Genomic DNA, 19,980 nt, shown 5'->3' on the forward strand with positions numbered 1-19,980 from the left:
GCGGTCATCGCCGTTCGTTGACCAGGGTGTCCTTGATCGAGCCGAGGTAGGTCGACAGCGCGACCGGCTGCCGTCCGGTCAGCTGGGTGTAGCGGCTCGGGTCCGGGGCCATGCTGGTCCCACGCCGCAGCACCGCGGCCGCCACGTGGGGGATGTGCGACGCCATGTCCGCGTTCACGACGCCGTCGAGTTCGTCCCTCCACGCCTCGACGCTGATCGATTCGAATCGCACGGGCTTGCCGAGGACACCGGTCAGCACGTCGGCGATTTCCTGGTGGGTCAGCAGTTCCGTGCCGGGGACCTCGGCGAGGGGACCGTCGAACAGCTCGGGCCGCGTCAGGGCGAGGACGGCCAACTCCGCGGCGTCCTGGCCGTTGATCCAGGCCAGCGTCGACGCGCCGAACGCGTTGCGGATGACGTCGTCGTCGGCGAGGGACCGGCCGTGCAGGAGCGGGAGGTTTTCGTGGAACAGCGCCATGACGCGCAGCACGAACACGTCGATCCCCGCCCAGCGCAGGACTTCCTCGGCCAGCCACTGCGCCCGCCCGAGCGCGCTGGGGTGATCGGGATGCGCGGGCGCCATGGACAGCACGACGGTCCGGATCGGCCTGCCGCCCCGCCGGACGGCTTCGGCCCAGTTCGCCGCGGCCGAGACGACCCCGCCGGTTACCGGATAGGCGAAGTAACCCTGCGCGACGCCCTCCAGGGCGGGTTCGAGGGTGCGCCGATCATGCAGATCACCGACGGCGACCTCCGCGCCGAGCGCCTGCAGGGTCCGGCTGACGTCCGACTCACGGCGCACGAGGATCCGCACGGGGACGCCCTGCTCCAGCAGCCGCCGGGCCAGATGGGTCCCGGTGCTCCCGTGCCGCCCGCCCGCACCCGTGACGAGAATCGTTCCGTTCATCGTGCTCCATCCGTCGAAAGATGACTTCGACATGCTAAGTCCTGAAATAGGACTCAGTGGAGTGCGCTGCGCCACAGCGATCAGCGCGCTGCTTCGCCGATGCGATCAACGAGAGGGGTCGCTGGGCGGCCGACATGGTCACGGGGGAGTGGCGCCGCCGCAGAATCCGCTGCCAGCGGGCGGCGACTGGGCGTCCGAGCACTTGCCGGATGCCGCCATCACGCGTTGGCCGATTCGGCCATGGGTGCCGCGTCGCCGTGCCACAACAGCGAGGGGTCCCGGCTCCGCCGCACCGAGGGAGGGGAGCGCGGCGGAACCGGGGATCCGGCCCGTCCGCGAGGGGGGAGTGCCGGCGGGCCGTGGTTCAGGCATTCCCGCCGCGGGCAGGGGGCGAAACCTGGCAAACCGGTGAACGGTCGTCCGCCCGGCGTGGAACCGGTGCCGGCGCCCGCAGTGCCGGGACGGTCGGGGGGAAGCCGTCCCGGGCCGTGGACACCGGCACCGGTGGTCGACGACGACCGCGCCTGGGGCCTCCGTCTGAAGGGTAAGACGCTTTTCGCTGCGCGACCGTTACAGCCGCCGAGCCGGACCCGGCACAACCGCAAGAAGTCGATGCGTAACCGATGCGGAAAGGGTCCATTGTGGACGGAAGGTCAAGCCTGCTTGCCGGTCGCCATGTCGGCCAGCCGGGCCAGCGACTCCTTGTTGCGGGGAGTCAGCAGCAAGCTTTGCACGGCCTCCGGCAGCAGCTTGCCCGGCCCTCGGACGACGTGCTCGGTCATCGTGACCTGCGTCCGCGCGCCGCCGTCGCGCGGGGTGAGCGTGAGCCCGACCGCGGCGACGCCGGTCGGCCATGCCTTCGCCTCCAGCGACAGCGACCGGCCGGGCTCCACCGCGGTCACCTTCGTCTCGTCTTCGAGCTGCACCGGCCAGGGGCCGACGCTGTGGTGGATCCGGCACCCGGGCGCCGGCCAGCCCTCGTCGACGGCGCGGATGTGCGAGCTGCCCACCACCCAGCCGCCGTAGGACCAGCCGTCGGCGAGGACCGCGAAGACGGCCTCCGGTGATGCGTCGACCACTCGGCTGACCTCGGCCATGGTGTGCTCCGTTCGTTCGCGGGGCCCGCCGGATACCCCGGCCCCGGCCGTTCCACGCGCCACCGGACGGCGTGATCGGTAGCGGGCGGCTAACGTGACGCCCATGGAGTCCTCGGAGCAGGACCCGACCCGGGCCTTGGAGCGTGGGCTCGGTGCATACGTGCGGGCCGTCGCCACCGCCGTCGGAGTTCCCGCGGAAGGTACGACGATCGAGATCAGCGACACGGCCACGGCCTACCTCGCCCTGTCACGCCCGTGGCCGGGCCGGCCACGCCACGACGTGATGCTGTTGTGGAGTGAGAAGCGCGGCTGGACGGTCGCGGTGGAGACCGCGCCCGACGAGGACCCGGTCGTCATCGCGCGGTGGGCGGGTGACGAGCTCGTGCCCCCGCCGCGGGAGGTGACGCGGTTCGTCGACGACGCCGCGTCCGGCAGGCACGCGGAGCCGAAGAGCCCGCCGCCGTCCGGTGTCACCCGCCAGGTGCTGGCCCGGCAACTGGGTGAGTACGTGCCCGACCGGACGTAGACCCTCCGATCCGCCGTTGTGGGCGGCACCGCGCCTGTGCCACGGTCGAGGCTGACAACGTTGTCTCCGGGAAGGGGACCGTGCCGTGGTCCGCATCGCCCGCGTGTCGCTCGTCGTTCTCCTCGCCGCCCTGGCCGTCTTCGTGCCGGCGTCGCCCGCGATCGCGGGCACCGTCGCGGACTACCCGGAGTTCCCCTACCCGGCGACCACCTACTCGGAGCCGTTCCGGGGGCAGTTCCACTTCAGCTCGCAGGCCGGGTGGATGAACGATCCCAACGGGCTCGTCTACGCCAACGGCCTCTACCACTTCTTCTACCAGCACAACCCGCACAGCCTCGAGTGGGACACCATGCACTGGGGCCACGCCGCCAGCCCGGACCTGGTGCACTGGACGCAGAAACCGATCGCGCTGGAGCCGGACGTGCACCCCGGCACCCTGTTCTCCGGCGGCGGGATCGTCGACCGGGACAACACGTCGGGGCTGAAGACCGGCCCGCTCGACCCGATCATCGTGTTCACCAACACCAACGGCGTCAGCATCTACTACAGCAACGACAACGGCCGCAGCTTCCAGCCCTACGACAAGGGGCGCAAGCAGATCGAGATCCCGGAGGAGAGCCGGGACCCGAAGGTCGTCTGGGACGCCGCGCGCCACCAGTGGGTCATGGTCGTCTGGTCCGATCGCGGCGGCCGGGGCGTCGACCTCTACACCTCGCCCGACGTCCTGCACTGGACGTTCGCCAGCCGGTACGCGGCGGACTGGCTCTTCGAATGCCCCGACCTGGTCCCGATGACGCTGAACGGCACGCAGCAGTGGGTGCTGACGTCGGCGACGAGCGAGTACGTCGTCGGTTCGTTCGACGGCAGGACGTTCCGCACCGACCGGCCGCAGCCGAAGAAGATGAACCAGGGCACCACTTTCGCCGGAGGTACGTTCTACGCCGCCGAGACGTTCTCGAACGCGCCCGACGGCCGTGTGGTGCAGATGGCTTGGCAGGGCGGAAATCGCGGCAGCAGCTGGACCGGCAACGCGACCTTCCCGGCGGAGCTGCGGCTCGTCGATTCACCCGACGGCCCCCAGATCACGCGGACGCCGGTCGCCGAGCTGGACTCGCTGCGCGCCGACAGCCGGAGCTGGCAGAACCAGACGGTGAGCCCCGGCAGCAACCTCTTCGGCGGGATCCTCGCCGACACCTACGAAATCACCGCGACGTTCGACGTCGCGAGCGCGACCGCCGCGCAGTTCGGCTTCGCGCTGCACAGCCGTTCCGACGGCAGCGCCGACCGGACCGTCGTCTACGACCGCGCGGCGGGCACGCTCTACGGGAAGCCGCTGGCGCCCACCAACGGTGAAGTCACTATGCGCCTGCTGGTCGACCGCGGCCAGCTCGAGGTCTTCGGCGGCGACGGGCGGTTTTCCGTCGCCGACAACGTGAACTTCGATTCCGCGGCGGTCAGCCAGGGCATCCGGCTCTTCGCGACCGGCGGCCAGGTGCGGCTGAAGAACGCCAAGTTCACCCGGCTCAGCACGAGCTGGGGCACGGCCCAGTCGACGCTGGAGAGCAACCTCGCCGGCCCGTGGCACGCGGCGGGCGGCTCGTGGACCGACACCAGCGGCGGCAAGCAGGCCCAGTCCACCGGCGACGCCTTCTATCTCAGCGCAAGCACCGCGGGTGACGCCGTCTACCAGGGTGATGTCCGGCTGGACACCGCGCAGGCGGCCGGGCTGACGTTCCGCGCGGCCGACGACGGCGCCGGCTACACCGCGAACGTCGACACGAGCGGGGTGGTCAAGCTGTGGCGGCCCGGCCGCGACATCGCGACGTACGCCACGCCCATCGCCGCCGGCAGCACCCACCACCTGGAGGTGCGCACGACCGGCTCCCGCATCCAGGTCCTGCTCGACCACGGCACCACGCCGGTGATCGACGCGACCGACGACGTCTTCGCGTCCGGCCGCTTCGGCGCGAACGCCTACCACGGGACGGCGACCGTGCAGAACCTCAACACCGGTCCCGGCGGCTTGGACGCGTTCACCTCCGGCGCCTGGACCGCCCGGGGCGGCACCTGGACGACCACCCCGGACGGCCTGCGCGGCCGCTCGCCGGACAACGGCTTCTACCTCAGCGACCGCACCGGCACGGACTTCACCTACGACGGCGACGTCTCGGTCACCAACGGCACGGCGGCCGGCCTGACCTTCCGCGCGGCCGCCGACAGCACCGGCTACACCGCGAACGTCGACAGCAACGGCCTGGTCAAGCTCTGGCGCCCCGGCCGCGACATCGCAACGTACGCGACGCCGATCATCGAGGGCCGCACCTACCACCTGACCGTGCGCACGACGGGCGCCCGCATCCAGGTCTGGCTCGACCACGGCACCGCCCCGATCATCGACGCCACCGACAGCACCTACCCGTCGGGGCGGTTCGGGGTGAACGGTTATGCCGGGAACACCCTCACCCAGCACCTGGCGATCACTTGAGTCACCAGCCCAGCTCGGTGTCGTCCTCCTGGAAGGTGCCCGTCGGGCCGTCCGCGCCGATGACGGCCATCCGGACGACCGTCCGGGCGCTGATCTCGACCGGGCGGCCGTGGCTGTTCTCGATGCCGCCGAGCATCGTCGCCGTGTAGCCCGGCTCGACGGCGTTGAACTTGACCTCGGGCACCGCCCGCGCGTACTGGACCGTGAGCATCGAGACGGCCGCCTTGCTCGCGCCGTAGACGATCGCCGACACCTGCGACGCGGGCCGCAACGGGTCGTGGTTGGCCGCGAACGAGCCGAGCGCGCTCGAGATGTTGACGACGACCGGGTTGGCGGACTTCCGCAGCAGCGGCAGCGCCGCCTCGGTGACGCGGACGATCCCGACCGCGTTCGTGTCGAACACCGCCAGCGCCTCCGGCCCGTTGAGGCCGAGCAGGGCGATGCCCGCGTTGTTGACGAGCACGTCGAGCCCACCTTCGAGCTGCTCGAAGGCCGCGGCGACGGACGCGTCGTCGGTGACGTCCAGCTGGACGAACCGGGCGCCGACCTCGTCCGCGGCCGCACGGCCGCGCTCGGCGTCACGGGCGCCGAGGTAAACGGTGTGCCCGGCGGCGACGAGCTGGCGGGCGGTTTCCTTGCCGAGGCCCCGGTTGGCCCCGGTGATCAATGTCGTGGTCATGACCCGAGGGTCCACCGCGGCCCCACGGTCAGGCAGTTGTGCCGTTTTCGTAGGACCGCCAGGGCCAGGACAACGGAACCGCGGGCGCGCACACTGGAGGCGTGGAGACGTGGGAGTTCGGCCGGATGGTGCGGCGGTGCCGCGACCGCGTCGCGCCCGAGACGGCCGGGGTGCCGGTGGGCCGGCGCCGCCGCGCGAGCGGGCTGCGCCGCGAAGAGCTGGCCGGCCTCGCCGGGATCTCCGCCGACTACCTGACCCGGCTCGAGCAGGGGCGGGCGACGTCGCCGTCCGTGCAGGTCGTGGAGGCGCTGGCCCGCGCCCTGCGGCTGGCCGACGGCGAGCGTGACCTGCTGTTCCGCCTGGCCGGGCACGTCGCGCCGGGGCTCGACCTCGTCCCGTCGCGGATCACCCCGAGCGTCCAGCGCCTGCTCGACCGGCTGGCCGGCACGCCGGTCGCGGTCTACGACGCCACCTGGACGCTCGTCGTCGCCAACGCGCCCTACGACGCGCTGATGGGGGACACGACGACCTGGCACGGGATCGAGCGCAACGCCGTCTGGCGCCACCTCGCCGGCCCCGGCACGCGCGCCGTCCACACCCCCGAAGAGCACGCTGACTTCGTCGCCCAGCTGGTCGCCGACCTGCGGCTCAACGCGGCGCGGTACCCCGCCGACCGGAGCGTCACCCGGCTCGTCGAACAGCTGTCGCGGATCCCGCGGTTCGTGGAGCTGTGGGAAGCCGGCGCACCCGAGCCGGCGCAGGAGACGTCGAGGCACAAGATCGTCGACCACCCGCTGGTCGGCCGCATCACCCTCGACTGCGACACGCTCATCGTGGCCGCGGACGATCTGCGCATCATGGTCTACACCGCCGAACCGGGCACGGAGGACGCCGAGCGCCTCGGCCTGGCGATCGTGCTCGGCACGCAGACCCTCGTCTGACGAGCCGTTGACCTGGGCTTCACCGGGAGTTCGCCTGCGGCGGTAGTGATTGCCCCGGCGAGCGGGTGATACTGGCGCGGTTCCCGGCCATCACACCACGGAGTGCTCATGACGGACGTCAACCGCAGGCGGTTCTTGCAGCTGACCGGGGGCACCGCCGCCCTTTCGGTCCTTTCGGGCAGCATCGCCCGCGCGGCGGAGATCCCCGCGAACCACCGCACCGGCAGCCTGCGCGACGTCGAGCACATCGTGGTCCTGATGCAGGAGAACCGGTCGTTCGACCACTACTTCGGCACGATGCGCGGGGTGCGCGGCTTCGGCGACCCGCGGCCGGCGACGCTGCAGTCCGGCAAGCCCGTCTGGGCGCAGCCCGACGGCAGCCGCGACATCCTGCCCTTCCACCCCGACGCGGACAACCTGGGCCTGCAGTTCATCCAGGACCTCCCGCACAGCTGGAACGACACGCACAGCGCGTGGAACCAGGGCAAGTACGACAAGTGGGTGCCCGCCAAGGGTTCGACCACCATGGCGTACCTGACCCGCGACGACATCCCGTTCCACTACGCGCTCGCCGACGCGTTCACGATCTGCGACAGCTACCACTGCTCGTTCATGGGCTCCACCGACCCGAACCGCTACTACATGTGGACGGGCTACACGGGCAACGACGGCACCGGCGGCGGGCCCGTCCTGGGCAACGACGAAAAGGGCTACTCCTGGACGACCTACCCCGAGCGGCTGGAGAAGGCCGGGGTGTCGTGGAAGATCTACCAGGACGTCGGCGACGGCCTCGACGCCGCCGGCGGCTGGGGCTGGATCGACGACGCCTACCGCGGCAACTACGGCGACAACTCGTTGCTGTACTTCAACTCCTACCGCAACGCCCAGCCCGGCGACCCGCTGTACGACAAGGCCCGTACCGGCACGAACGCCAAGGCCGGCGACGGCTACTTCGACCTGCTGCGCGCCGACGTCAAGGCCGGGAAGCTGCCGCAGGTCTCGTGGATCACGGCCCCGGAAGCGTTCTGCGAGCACCCGAACTGGCCGGTGAACTACGGCGCCTGGTACCTCGCGCAGGTGCTCGACGCGCTGACCGCGAACCCGGAGGTCTGGAGCAAGACCGCCCTGTTCGTCACCTACGACGAGAACGACGGCTTCTTCGACCACGTGCTCCCGCCGTACGCGACGGCCGGTCAGTCCACTGTGGACACTACGGGGGAGATCTTTGCGGGCTCGGCGTCGAACCCGACCGGCCCTTACGGACTCGGCCAGCGCGTGCCGATGACGGTCGTGTCGCCGTGGAGCAAGGGCGGCTGGGTGTGCTCGGAGACGTTCGACCACACGTCGATCATCCGGTTCATCGAACGGCGGTTCGGGGTGAAGGAACCGAACATCACGCCGTGGCGGCGGTCGGTCTGCGGCGACCTGACGTCGGCGTTCGACTTCTCGCGCACCGACGCCCACGTGCTGCGGCTGCCGGACACCGCCGCCTACGCGCCGCCGGACCGCGAGCGGCACCCGGACTACGTGCCCGCGGTGCCCGCGAAGGGTGTGCTGCCGAAGCAGGAGCACGGGTTGCGCCCGGCGCGGGCCCTGCCGTACGACCTGGCCGCCGACGCGCGGGTGCAGGGTGACCAGCTGACGCTGACCTTCGCCAACCACGGCCGGGCGGGCGCGGCGTTCGTCGTGACGTCGCCGTCGGCGGACCCGCGGACCTACACCGTCGGCGCGGGCCGCTCGCTGTCCGGCGCGGTGCCCGCGTCCGGCGGGTACGACTTCACCGCGCACGGCCCGAACAGCTTCCTGCGGCAGTTCCGCGGCACCACGGCCGGGCCCGAGGTGAGCCTGCGCCAGGACGGCGGGTGCGTCGAGCTGACCCTGGTCAACACCGGGTCCGCCACCGTGCGGCTGACGATCACCGACGCCTACGGGCGCCGTTCGGCGACCCGGCAGCTGCGGCCGGGCGCGCGGACCGTCGAGAAGGTGGACACCGGGCGGAGCAACAACTGGTACGACGTCTCCGTGACGTCGGACAAGGACCCGAAGTTCCTGCGCCGCTTGGCCGGGCACGTGGAGAACGGCCGTCCCAGCACCAGCGACCCGGCGATCATCACGCGGTGAGCCGATAGGGCTGTCCCGCCGGACAGGATGCCGGTCATGCCTTGACGGGTATGACCGGTGTCACGTAACTTCCGCCGTGTCTTGAATCGTTTCAATACACGGTCGGGGGATCAACGGTGATCGAAAACGACCCGGTACGCGGCGGAGAGTTCCGGCTGTCCCGGCGGCGGATGCTCGCGCTCGCCTCGGCGGCCGCAATCGCTGGGACGGCCGGTGGCTGGGAGTTCGCCTACGCAGGGCAGGAAACCAGCGCCGCCGCGGGCCGGTTCGCCGACCCGCGGCCCGATTCGCGGCCCACCGTGCTGTGGTTCTGGAACGGCACCGTCACCGCGGCGCTGGTGGCCGACGGGCTGGCCGACCTGCGCGACAAGGGCGTCCACGAAGTCCTCGTCTTCCCGTTCGACACGGCCGCGCTGCAACCGGCGTTCTTCACCGAAGCCTGGTTCACGATCATCGAGTTCACCCTGCGCGAGGCGCAGCGCCATGGCATGCACCTCTGGCTGTTCAACGACGACTACTTCCCGAGCGGCCGCGCCGGCGGCCTGGTCGTCGACGGCGGCAAGGTCGGCAGCCGCGTCTACCAGCCGCGGCCCGACCTGCGGCTCAAGGGCGTGGGGCACCAGGTCCTGACCGTGCCCGGCGGGGTGCCGGTGCCGCTGGTCAGCCGGGGCCTGTCCGTGTCGGGCGGCCGGCTGCTGGTCGACGCCGCGGCCCGCGACGGCGTGACGCTGCTGCGCGACGGCGCCGGGTGGCAGGACTACGACGTCGTGGCGAAGGTCCGCGTCGAAAGCGCCACCGCCGGGCTCATGGTGCGCAGCGCCGACGAGGGCGACGGCGTCCTGGCCGACCTGCGCAGCGACGGCGCCGTGGACATCTGGCAGCAGACCGGCGGCGCGTTCACCCAGACCCGTGGCGGTACGCCGGTCCCGGGGTTCGACCCGGCTGCGGACCACGAACTGGCGGTGCGGGTCCGCGGGACGAGCCTGACCGTGACGCTGGACGGCGTCGCGCAGCCCGCGGTGGACGGCCTCGAGTACGCGACCGGACGGGTCGGGGTGCGTGCGGTGGCGAGCCAGCGCTCGTCGTGGGACAGCCTGACCGTGACCGATGCGTCCGGTGCCGTGCTGTACGCAGAGACGTTCGACAGCGCCGCCGCGCTCGACGGCTTCGCCCTGCCCGCGACCGGGGTGCCGCTGGTCGCCGCGGCGGCCCGGCCGGCGTCCTCGGCGGATCCCGCCACGCTGGTGGACCTCACCGCGCAGGCCCGTGCGGGCGGCACGTGGACGCCGCCGGCCGGGAGCTGGCGGCTGGACCTGTTCACCGTCCGCGACCTGAGCCAGCCCACCGGCACCGGCCGCGCCTACCTCGACCTGCTCGACGACGAGGCGGTGCGGTTGTTCGTCGACGCCGTGCCGGGGGAGTACGTGCGCCGGTTCCCGTGGGCGCCGGGCGCGGTCCTGCGCGGCTTCGCCGACGACGAGCCGTACCTCGCTTCCGCCGACGGGCCGTTCAACACGGTCCCGTGGTCGCCCACGCTGGACGCGGAGCTGCACGCGCTCGGGACGTCGCCGGGCATCGCGCTGACCGCGGTGCACGACGCCGGCCTCGGCAACGCCGGCCTGCGGCTGCGCGGAGTCTTCTGGCGCGCGGTGAGCAACCGGTTCGCCGCCGCGTACTACAGGACCCAGGGCAAGTGGCTGGCCGCGCGGGGGTTGAAGCTGATCTCGAACCCGCTGTGGGACGAGTACGGCCCGGGCGAGCAGCTGCGCAGCTCCGGCAACCTGAACACGACCAACCAGTGGGCGCAGGTGCCGGGCACCGACCTGATCTTCGACCACTACCAGCGCGGTTACCACCGCACGCTGTCGCGCTGGCCGGCCAGCACCGCGCACCAGCTCGGCCTGGAGCGCGTCTACCTGGAGGCGATGGGCGGCACCGGCTGGCCGGTCACGCCGTCGTTCGTGCGCGAGGTGGTCGGGGCGTTCGCCGTGCGCGGGGTGAACCACACGCTGCTGCACGCGCGGTTCAGCGACGAGAACCAGATCGTCTACCCGCCGCCGTTCCAGCCGGCCAACCCGTGGTGGGCGGTGTCCGCGCCGCTCAACGACTGGATCGGCCGGCTGATGGAGGCGTGCCGCGCGCCCGCCCGCGCCCGCACCGCGCTGCTGCAGCCGCAACGCGCCGTCGAGTCCACACAGGACACCCCGGCGATGGCCGACCTCGACACCGCGTTCCTCACCACCGCCCACGCGCTGGAGGACGTCCAGGTCGACTTCGACTTCCTCGACGAGGGCGCGCTCGACGCCGACCCCGCGCTGGTGACGCACGCGCGGCCGGCCGGGCCGAAGCTGGTCGTGGGGCAGCAGGCGTACGGCATCGTCGTGGTGCCCCGGACGCCGGTGCTCGCGGTCGGGTCGGTGCGGACGCTCATCCGGTTCGTCCGCGGCGGGGGCACGGTGGTCCTCTTCGGCGAGCCGCCGGCCCGCGAGGCCGGGGGAGACGACGCGGGGCTGCGGGCCGCGCTGAACGAGTTGTTCACCGCGCGTTCGGCGGTCCGGGCCGCCGACCCGGTGGCGGCCGCGGCCGCGGCGGTGACCGCCGGTGGCGCGGCGGCGTCGCTGGAACCACGGCACGACGACGTCCGCGTGCTGCGTCTCGAGCCCGGCGGCCGTCCCGCGTTCGTCGTGCTCAACGAACGCGCCGAGGCCGTCGACCTCACCGCCATGTTCCCGGCGACCGGGGTGCCCGAGGTGTGGGACCCCGACACGGGCGCCGCGACCCCGGCGGGGGTGTGGCGGCGGACGTCGTCCGGCACCACGGCGGTCGTGCTGCATCTCGAACCCAAGGCGACGGTGCTGGTCGTGTTCGGTGCCGGGCCGGAACCCACGCACGCCGTGGCGGCGTCGGCGCCGGTGGAACGCGCCGACGGCCGGGTGGCGACCTTGCGCGTGATCGCGCCGGGCCCGGTGAGCGTTACTGTGCATGCGGGCAGCCGGACTCTTTCCGGCGCGACAACGGTTTCCGACCCGCTGACGGCCGTTCCGTCCGGTGAGGACTGGGCCTTCCACTTCGATCGTCCGGACGCACCGGTGAGCACCCGGCCACTCGGCTCGTGGACCGACCTCGATCCGGCCTACTCCGGTTCGGCTTGGTACGAAACGAACTTCGACGTGCCCGCGGCGCCCGGTCGCCGGTGGACACTCGACCTCGGCGAGGTCCACGAGGTGGCCGAGGTCGAGGTCAACGGCCGCCGGATCGGGTCCCGGCTGTGGGCGCCGTACCGGGTGGACGTGACCGCGGCCCTGCGACCAGGCCGGAACCGGGTCCGGGTGCGCGTCACCAACACCGGCGCCAACGCCCGAGGCGAGGTGCTCGCCTCCGGCCTGCTGGGCCCGGTGGCGCTGCGGCCGTACCGCCTCGTCGACGTGCCACTGGGCCCCGGTCCCCGGTGACATGTCCACTTCGGACGTTACAGTGATACACGGGGCCTCGAAATGTCCCAGAAGGACGGGTGCGGCATTCAGTCGAATGCAAAAGACCGTTCGGTCGAGCGCGATTTTCCGGGGGCGCGGGGCGCGGCTCGTGTTACAGTGTCCTTTGGGGACGGTGGGCAGGCGCTCTGCCTCCGCAAACCCGCCGGGCAAGGGAAAAAACCGGTGTAGACGACTGGCCGCCGGATTGGTTACGGTCCGCGGCGGTGTCGATCAGTTGAGATTGCTCACTGCGGATAGTTCCCGATCGGCCGTTTTCCCCGGGCGCTTTCGGTGCATTCCTCGGAGGTCGAACAACCCTTCCGAAAGGAGCACACAGTGAGAATCGGAAAGCTCGGCCGCTCCGCGGTCGTCGCCCTGCTCGTCACCGGTCTCGTAGCTTTCTTCGCCGGTGCCGGCACGGCTTCCGCGGCGCCGGCCGCTCCTGCCGTCCCCGCGTTGACCGCGCCGATCGCCGGCACGTTCACCGACGCGTCGGGCGGAACCGGTACGGCCACCGGGACTTTCACCCCGAGCGACTTCACCACTGACGGCACCAGCACGTTCGCCAACGGTGTCGCGGACCTGACCATGGTCGACTCCGCCGGCCAGCAGGTCGGCACCGTCTCGCAGGCCGTCACCGTCCCGGTCGGCGTCGCCGCCGCGTCGTGCCAGATCCTCGACCTGGTGCTCGGGCCGCTCGATCTCAACCTGCTCGGCCTGGTCGTGCACCTGAACCAGGTGCACCTGAACATCACGGCCGACGCCGGTCCCGGCAACCTGCTGGGCAACCTCCTGTGCGCGATCGCGGGCCTGCTCGACCCGGGCCCGTTGAGCAACCTGCAGGCGCTGGTCAACCTGCTGAACCAGATCATCGCCATCCTCGGCGGCTGAGGCGTCCACAACGGACATCCCGGCTCGCCGGGATGACGGAACGGCCCACCCGGAAACCCCGGGTGGGCCGTCGTTGTGCGCGCTACTCCGTCGAGAAGTCCGCCATCATCGCCATGTCCTCGTGCTCCAGGTTGTGGCAGTGCAGCATGTAGCGGCCCGCGTAGCCGGTGAACTTCACCGCCACCTCCACCGCTTCCGACGGGCGGACGTCCACGGTGTCCTTCCAGCCCGCGTCGTACGGGCCCGGCGGCCGTCCGTTGCGGCTCAGCACCTGGAAGTGGTTCAGGTGCAGGTGCACCGGGTGGTGGACGTCGCTGGTGAAGCGCCACACCTCCGTCGTGCCCAGGCGGGCGCGGGCCAGGTCGCGGCCCGGGGTGTACGGCGCGCCGTTGATCGTCCAGGCGCCGGACGACTTCTGGAACAGGAAGTCCCGCGTCGTCGTCGCGCTCGCCCGGTCGAGGGGCGCGATCTCCGACAGCTTCGCCGGGACGTGGCTGTCGTCGGCCACGCGGCCGTCGGTGCCGACGTCGAAGCACATCACCTCCGCCGTCCCGCCGGTGCCGAGCTTGTTGACCAGCCGGACGCGTGTGCCCGGCGCGTAACGGGCGAAATCGATCACGACGTCGAAGCGTTCGGCGGGGGCGACGTCGATGCTGTCGTGCGTCCGCGGGCTCGCGAGCAGGCCACCGTCGCTGCCGATCTGGACCAGCGCGCCGCCGCCCGGCGGCTGCGGGTCCAGCGCCAGTGAATACTGCCGGGCGTTGGAGCCGTTGAGGATCCGGAAGCGGTAACGGGCGCGGTCGGCGCGCAGCACCGGCCACGGGGCGCCGTTGACGAGGATGACGTCGCCGAGCACGCCGTCCATGTAGGCCGCCGAGACGCCGGGCAGCTGCTGGCCGCCGGCGAGCGCGGGGTAGGTGAACGAGCCGTCCGCGCCGAACGACCGGTCGCAGATCATCAGCGGGATGTCCCGCTTCCCTTGCGGCAACGGCAAAGCCGCCTCTTCGTCGTCCGTCACGAGGTGGAACCCGGCGAGGCCCTGCCAGACGTTGGCGGCGGTGAAGCCCATGCGGTGGTCGTGGTACCAGAGCGTCGCGGCGCGCTGGTCCAGGGGATAGGTGTAGGTCCGGCTGGTCTGCCCGCCGCCGGAGTCGAGCTTCGCCATACCCGCCATCCCGGACATCGCCGCCATGCCCGTCAGGGAACCCTGCTGCTCGCCGCCGACGGGATGGATGAGGTCGGTGGGGTAGCCGTCGCTCTCGGCGGGGGTGTGCCCGCCGTGCAGGTGCACCACGGTCGGGTGCGGCAACTGGTTGGTGTGCTTCACGACGGCCTTGCGCCCGGCGGGCGTTTTCAAGGTGGGGCCAGGAAAGCTGCCGTGGTAGGTCCACGCCTCGGTGCTCAGCCCGGGCAGGATGCCCAGCTTCCCCGGCCGCTGGACGATCTCGTAGAAGTCGGTCGTCGTGTCGGTGTGGACGGGCGCGAGCACCGGCGGGATCGGGAGCTCGGCGCGGAACGCCGCCGGGACCGGCGCCCGGCTGGTCAGCAGCAGACCGGGCTGGCCGTCGGCGAACAGTTCGCGCAGGAACGGCGTCCCGGCGACGGCGAGCGCACCGGCGCCGGCCAGGGCCACGGTGCCGGCACCGAGGAACCGGCGGCGGCTCATCGCGGGGCTCACGCCGGGACCCCGGCGTAGCGCGCCACCGGCTGCTTCGCCCAGGAGAGCATGACGATCCGGACGACGAGGTAGAGCAGCACGGCACCGAGCGGCACGTGGACGGTCAGGTCGCGGGTGAAACCCAGGACGATCTGCGCGGCGCAGAGCACGAGCGCGAGGGCGGCGAACAGCGCCGGGCGTCCCGGGCCGCGGCCTCCGCGCCACAGGACCAGGGCCGCCAGGAGCGTCGGCAGCAGGGCCAGCGCGAAGAGCATGCCGGACATCCGGTGCGCGGCCAGCATCGAGTAGTGCCCCTGCAGGAAGGCGCCGGCCAGGACCGGCTGCAGGCAGGCGAGGGCGGCCGCCACGGCGGCGCCCGCCCGGAGCAGCACGAGAGCGCCGCGGCTGATCGGGGTGCGGACAGGGTCCATCACAAGACTCGTTTCTCCGGGGGGACTCGGCGAAGTGATCTTCTGTCACTGAAAAATTACTGTAGCAGAAAATCTCAGGCCGGTGCACTAAGCTGGGGAGCATGAGTCCGCGAACGGTGAACTGGGGAGCCTTGCGTGCCCGGCGCGACGGCGAGGCAGGCGAGGTCGAAGGGCTGCGCGAGCGCAAGAAGCGGCTGATGCGCCAGCAGCTGTCCGACACCGCGACGGAGATGTTCGTCGAGCGGGGCTTCGACGCCGTGCGGGTGGCGGAGATCGCCGAGGCGTGCGGGGTGTCGGAGAAGACCGTCTTCAACTACTTCCCGACCAAGGAGTCGCTGATCCTCGACCACCCGGACACGGCGCTGGCCGCGCTGCGGGCCGACCTGGCCGAGCCCGGGGTGTCCCCGGTCGAGGCGGTGCTGCGGATCCTCGCGGAGGAGCGCGCCGCCGTCCTGTCCTGGCTCGCCGAGCAGGACGACCCGGCCGAGGCGGTCACGAAGTCCCGGCGGTTCGGCCTGCTGATCGCGACCACGCCGGCGCTGCGCGCGCACCGGCTGGAGATGACCGAACAGCTCGTCGTCGTCGCGGCCGAAGCGCTGGCGCAGCGGTCCGGGACCACGCCGGACGACCCGGAACCGCGGGTACTGGCGACCGCGCTCGTCGCGCTATGGCAGATCCAGTTCCGGTCGATGGCCCAGCACCTGGACGTTTCCCGCACGCCGGAGGCGGTCGAAGAGGCGGTCGCGGCCGACGTCGGCCGCGCGGCGGGACTCGTCGAAGCCGGGCTCGAGGCGCTCCCGCGGTTCACGGCCTGAGCCCGGCTCTTCCCGTTACTTGGCCGAGCGGCGGCGGGCGATGTGGTGGGCGACGGCGGCCGCGACGCCGACTGCCGTGAAGACGCCGGTGGCGACCGGGCTGAGGAACTTCGACAGGCTCGGCGCGTCACTCGGGCCGAGCAGCCAGAACGCGACCGACCCGGCGTAGACCGCGGTGATCGCGGCGGTCCACCAGCGGACGGCGCGCAGCCGGGGTTCGCGCAGCGTGCCGACCAGCATGACGATGACGGGGACTCCGGCGAGCAGCGCGAACTGGCCGGCGACGAAGACCGGGACGGCCCAGGCCGCGACCAGTACGGCGAGCGAGGTCTTGCGGGCGGTGGCGGTGGTGGTCATCGGATTCTCCTTGTGGTTGCGGGGTTTCAGCAGGCTTCGGCGGTGGTCTTGAGGGCGGCCAGCCAGGCGTCGAGGCCCGGGGCGAGGTACTTGATCGCGGTGGCGGGGTCGCTCTCGATCTGCTCGCCGGTCCAGCTCTCCTCGGTGCTGACGAGGACGCCGCCGCGGACCGGGGTGAAGGTCCAGACGTGGACGCCGCGGTCGATGCGCAGGCCGTCGCCGATCGCCGGGCCGATCCAGCGGATGCACCGGCCCGGCGTGACCTGCTGGACGGTCGAGGTGATGACCAGGGTGGTCGCGGGGGTCGTCGGCGTCGGCGGCACCGGCGTGGTCCACCGGAACCGCGAGCCGGGCCGCAGGGGGCCGGGGTCGAGCCGCTTCATCGTGGCGACGGCGCTCTGCCAGGACGGCCAGCCCTCGACGGCGGTGTGCAGCCGCCAGACGGTGCTCAGCGGGGCCTTGACCAGGGTTTCGGTCCGGTAGTGGAGCTGGGCGGCGGGGTCGATGCCCGCGCCGTGGCAGGTCAGGCTCGTCGCGGCTTCGGCCGGGGTGGCGGCGGTGACGCCGAAGACTCCGGCGGCGGCCAGCGGGATCGCGATCAGAGCGGAACGGAGGCGCATCGGGTGCTCCTTGTTATGGGTCATCGTGTTGGTTAGAAGCTATAACTTCGCGTGAGTGAGTGTCAATAGGAAAAGTGATAGCCTCTAACTCATGACGGATCCAGCCGGCCAGAGCCCCCGCGAGCGCTACCGGGCGCAGGTGCGCGCGGAGATCAAGCAGCACGCGTGGGAGCAGATCGCCGCGGCGGGCGTGCCGGCGCTGTCGCTCAACGCGATCGCCAAGCAGGTGGGCATGAGCGGCCCGGCGCTGTACCGGTACTTCGCCAGCCGCGACGAGCTGATCACGGCGTTGATCCGCGACGCGTATCGAAGCCTCGCCGACACGGTCCGAGAGGCCCGGTCGTCGGGCGCGGGCCTGGCGGAATTGGCCCACGTGGTGCGGGACTGGGGTCGCAGTGATCCGCAGCGGTACTTCCTCATCTACGGCACCCCGGTCCCCGGCTACCACGCACCGGACGACATCACGGCGATCTCGTTCGAGGTGATGACCGTGCTGCTGGACGCGGCAGGCGCCCTACCGGCGGTGGGCTCGACCCCGTTCGACGAGCACCTGAAGGACCACCGCGAGTGGGCGTTCGACCACCCGGCCGACGCGGCGACCCTGCACCGCGCCCTGTCCTTCTGGACCCGCCTGCACGGCGTGTTGTCGTTGGAGCTGGCGGGCCACTTCGCGGGCATGAAGTTCGACCCGGCCCTGCTGATCGACGAGGAACTCGAGTCCCTACGGCAAAGCTGACCGCCCGGCTTGGGGGTCGTGAGTGTTTAGGAGGGTTAGAACCCTTCTAAACACTCACGACCAGCCGCGGCAGACCTCGATAGCCGGAGGTTCGGGGCAGCCGCGCGGCCTGGGCGGCCACCACGTTGCCGGGCCGGCCGGCGAGGCTCGTCACCGCATGGGGCGGCCGGCTCTCCGGACCGAAGTCGTGAGGGGCCCGCCGGCGCTAGACGATGCCCGCCGCGATCAGCTGGGGCCAGATTTCGCTCTGGTCGACCACCTCGACCTCGAACTTCTCCGCCTTCGTGAGCTTGGCGGCCCCGACGTCGGCGCCCGTGATGAGCATGTCCGTGGACGCCGAGACCGACGACGCGATCGCCGCTCCCGCCTTCTCGCACAGGCGCTGGAACGTGGGGCGGGGGACCTTCTCGCCGGAGCGGGGGTCGCTGATCGAGCCCGTGATCACCACCGTCTTGCCCGCCAGGGGCGCACCCGCCGCGACGACCGGCGGGAGGTCCTCCTCGCGCACGTCCAGCGAGACGCCGGCTTCGCGCAGCCGCTCGAGTTCCGGGCGCAGCCGGGTGAGGTGCTCGATCAGCGAACTGGCGACCTTCGGGCCGATGTCCTCCACCGCGACGAGCCCGTCGACGCCCGCTTCCACGACGTCCTCGAGCGATCCGAAGCCCGCTCGGCACAGCCGCGCCGCGGTGCCCTCCGACGCCATCGGGATCGCGAGACCGATCAGCGCGCGGCGCAGGCCGACCTGGCGGCTCCGGTCGATCGACTCGATCATGCGCGCGGCCGAGACCTCGCCGATGCGGTCGTACTCCAGCAGGGTTTCCTTGGTCAGCCCGTAGAAGTCCGACGGGTGCTCCAGGAGCCCCGTTTCGGCGAGCCGTTCGATCCAGACCCCGCCGATGGCGTCGATGTCCGCCGCCGCGCGCGAGGCCCAGTGGATCAGCCGCCGCACGGTCTGGGCGGGGCAGGAGACGTTGGTGCAGAACAGTTCCCGGCTGTTGCCCTGCTCGGTCAGCGGGTGCCCGCACGACGGGCACACCGTGGGTGGCACGATCTCCTGCTCCGCGCCCGTGCGCTTCGAGGCGTCCAGCACCCCGGCGACGAACGGGATGACGTCCCCGGCGCGGCGCACCAGCACGGTGTCGCCGATCTTGATGCCGCGGGCGCGGATCACCTCCTGGTTGGCCAGCGTCGCGCGGGTGACCGTGGTCCCGCCCACGAACACCGGCTCCAGCCAGGCGACCGGGGCGATCTTGCCCGTCTTGCCGACGTCCCAGACCACATCGGACAGCACGGTGGTCTTCTCCTCGGCGGCGAACTTGAACGCCAGCGCGCCGCGCGGTGAGCTCGACCGGGTGCCGGCGGCGGCGTACGCGTCACGGTCGGCCAGCCGCAGCACCGCGCCGTCGAGGTCGTAGTCCAGTTCGTTGCGCTGCTGCTCGATCGTGGTGATCACCGCCTGCGCGGCCTCGGCGTCGGTGCAGCGCCGCATGTCGGCGGCGGTGAACCCGAGCGTCTGCAACGCGCTGCCGAGGTCGGTTTCCGCGCTGTCGGGTTCGGTGTAGAGGTCGAAGGCGAAGAACCGCAGGTTCCGCCCGGCGACGGTGGCCGGGTCCTTGGCCCGCAGCGTGCCGGCGGCGGCGTTGCGCGGGTTGATCAGCGGCTTGTCCGGGTGATCGGTGTTGTACGCGGCGAAGGTGGACCGCAGCATCACGGCCTCGCCGCGGACCTCGACACGGCCCGGCGCGTCGACGCGGGCCGGGATCCCGTCGGTCAGCGCGCGTACGAGCTTCGTGACGTCGTCACCCGTCGTCCCGTCGCCGCGGGTGACCGCCCGGGCCAGCCGCCCGTTCTCGTAGACCACGGCCAGCGACAGGCCGTCCAGCTTCGGCATGACGACCACCGGCTGGCCGGGGAAGCGCTCGAAGAAGGCCGCGACCTGCTCGGGCTTGGTGGCCTTCTCCAGCGACAGCATCGGGCGCGAGTGGCGGATCGGCGCGTGCAGCACCGCGGGCGCGCCCACCTGCTCCAGCGGGTTCGGGTCCGGCGCCAGCTCCGGGTTCGCCTCGACCAGGCCGCGCAGCTCGTCTTCGACCGCGTCGTACTCCGCGTCCGCCACCGTGGGCGAGCCGCGGTAGTAGGCGTCGCGCAGCACGACGATCCGATCGGCGAGTTCCTGGATGCGTTCCCGAGCGTTCACGGCGGAGACGTTACCTGTGGCCACCGACGAAAACGCGCAGCCGGCCG

General features: G+C 71.8%; 16 protein-coding genes. 8 read left to right on the forward strand and 8 right to left on the reverse strand.

What is annotated here, in order from left to right; all coding sequences use genetic code 11:
* Window positions 1–4: 4 nt before the first annotated feature.
* Window positions 5–907 (reverse strand): NmrA family NAD(P)-binding protein, encoded by a 903-nt coding sequence (locus tag VA596_RS13670; protein WP_323326862.1) that lies wholly within the window; start codon window positions 905–907, stop codon window positions 5–7.
* Between the two features lie 653 nt (window positions 908–1,560).
* On the reverse strand, window positions 1,561–2,004 hold the full coding sequence (locus tag VA596_RS13675; RefSeq protein ID WP_323326864.1) for an SRPBCC family protein: 444 nt from the start codon (window positions 2,002–2,004) through the stop codon (window positions 1,561–1,563).
* Window positions 2,005–2,107: 103 nt separating this feature from the next.
* Between VA596_RS13675 and VA596_RS13680 the strand changes: the two genes are divergently transcribed.
* Complete coding sequence (locus VA596_RS13680; protein WP_323326866.1) at window positions 2,108–2,530, forward strand: DUF6292 family protein; 423 nt, start codon at window positions 2,108–2,110, stop codon at window positions 2,528–2,530.
* Between the two features lie 85 nt (window positions 2,531–2,615).
* Window positions 2,616–5,015, forward strand: coding sequence for a glycoside hydrolase family 32 protein (locus tag VA596_RS13685; RefSeq protein ID WP_323326868.1), 2,400 nt, complete (start codon window positions 2,616–2,618; stop codon window positions 5,013–5,015).
* A 1-nt stretch (window position 5,016) separates the two neighbouring features.
* Here the strand turns inward: VA596_RS13685 and VA596_RS13690 are convergent, their stop codons facing one another.
* Window positions 5,017–5,694: an SDR family NAD(P)-dependent oxidoreductase gene (locus VA596_RS13690; RefSeq protein WP_323326870.1), complete on the reverse strand. Its 678-nt coding sequence runs from the start codon at window positions 5,692–5,694 to the stop codon at window positions 5,017–5,019.
* Between the two features lie 101 nt (window positions 5,695–5,795).
* Between VA596_RS13690 and VA596_RS13695 the strand changes: the two genes are divergently transcribed.
* From VA596_RS13695 to VA596_RS13710, 4 genes are all read left to right on the forward strand, one after another.
* Window positions 5,796–6,635 carry a helix-turn-helix transcriptional regulator gene (locus tag VA596_RS13695; protein ID WP_323326872.1) on the forward strand — a complete coding sequence of 280 codons (840 nt, stop codon included), beginning with the start codon at window positions 5,796–5,798 and terminating at the stop codon, window positions 6,633–6,635.
* Between the two features lie 108 nt (window positions 6,636–6,743).
* A complete protein-coding gene (locus VA596_RS13700) occupies window positions 6,744–8,756 on the forward strand; it encodes a phosphocholine-specific phospholipase C (RefSeq protein ID WP_323326874.1) in 2,013 nt (670 codons plus the stop codon).
* Window positions 8,757–8,872: 116 nt separating this feature from the next.
* Entirely contained in the window at window positions 8,873–12,208 is a 3,336-nt protein-coding gene (locus VA596_RS13705) for a glycosylhydrolase-like jelly roll fold domain-containing protein (RefSeq protein ID WP_323326876.1), read from the forward strand.
* A 357-nt stretch (window positions 12,209–12,565) separates the two neighbouring features.
* Window positions 12,566–13,120 (forward strand): hypothetical protein, encoded by a 555-nt coding sequence (locus VA596_RS13710; protein WP_323326878.1) that lies wholly within the window; start codon window positions 12,566–12,568, stop codon window positions 13,118–13,120.
* A gap of 82 nt (window positions 13,121–13,202) precedes the next feature.
* On the opposite strand, the gene VA596_RS13715 is transcribed toward VA596_RS13710, so the two are convergent.
* Both VA596_RS13715 and VA596_RS13720 read right to left on the reverse strand, forming a co-directional pair.
* Entirely contained in the window at window positions 13,203–14,798 is a 1,596-nt protein-coding gene (locus tag VA596_RS13715) for a multicopper oxidase family protein (RefSeq protein WP_323326880.1), read from the reverse strand.
* The gene (locus tag VA596_RS13720) at window positions 14,795–15,208 is read right to left on the reverse strand and encodes a hypothetical protein (protein ID WP_323326882.1); all 414 of its coding nucleotides are present in this window, start codon (window positions 15,206–15,208) and stop codon (window positions 14,795–14,797) included. The genes VA596_RS13715 and VA596_RS13720 overlap by 4 nt, the downstream gene beginning before the upstream one ends.
* Window positions 15,209–15,309: 101 nt before the next feature.
* Here VA596_RS13720 and VA596_RS13725 point away from each other — a divergent pair, with 101 nt between their 5' ends.
* On the forward strand, window positions 15,310–16,023 hold the full coding sequence (locus VA596_RS13725) for a TetR family transcriptional regulator (RefSeq protein WP_323326884.1): 714 nt from the start codon (window positions 15,310–15,312) through the stop codon (window positions 16,021–16,023).
* A 15-nt stretch (window positions 16,024–16,038) separates the two neighbouring features.
* Here VA596_RS13725 and VA596_RS13730 read toward each other — a convergent pair whose 3' ends face one another.
* A complete protein-coding gene (locus VA596_RS13730; protein ID WP_323326886.1) occupies window positions 16,039–16,380 on the reverse strand; it encodes a hypothetical protein in 342 nt (113 codons plus the stop codon).
* A gap of 26 nt (window positions 16,381–16,406) precedes the next feature.
* Complete coding sequence (locus tag VA596_RS13735) at window positions 16,407–17,000, reverse strand: SRPBCC family protein (protein ID WP_323326888.1); 594 nt, start codon at window positions 16,998–17,000, stop codon at window positions 16,407–16,409.
* Between the two features lie 91 nt (window positions 17,001–17,091).
* Between VA596_RS13735 and VA596_RS13740 the strand changes: the two genes are divergently transcribed.
* The gene (locus tag VA596_RS13740) at window positions 17,092–17,736 is read left to right on the forward strand and encodes a TetR/AcrR family transcriptional regulator (RefSeq protein WP_323326891.1); all 645 of its coding nucleotides are present in this window, start codon (window positions 17,092–17,094) and stop codon (window positions 17,734–17,736) included.
* A gap of 205 nt (window positions 17,737–17,941) precedes the next feature.
* Here the strand turns inward: VA596_RS13740 and ligA are convergent, their stop codons facing one another.
* Window positions 17,942–19,933 (reverse strand): NAD-dependent DNA ligase LigA, encoded by a 1,992-nt coding sequence (gene ligA, locus VA596_RS13745; protein WP_323326893.1) that lies wholly within the window; start codon window positions 19,931–19,933, stop codon window positions 17,942–17,944.
* Window positions 19,934–19,980 lie beyond the last annotated feature (47 nt).

Source organism: Amycolatopsis heterodermiae, assembly GCF_034929455.1.
Lineage (GTDB): Bacteria > Actinomycetota > Actinomycetes > Mycobacteriales > Pseudonocardiaceae > Amycolatopsis > Amycolatopsis heterodermiae.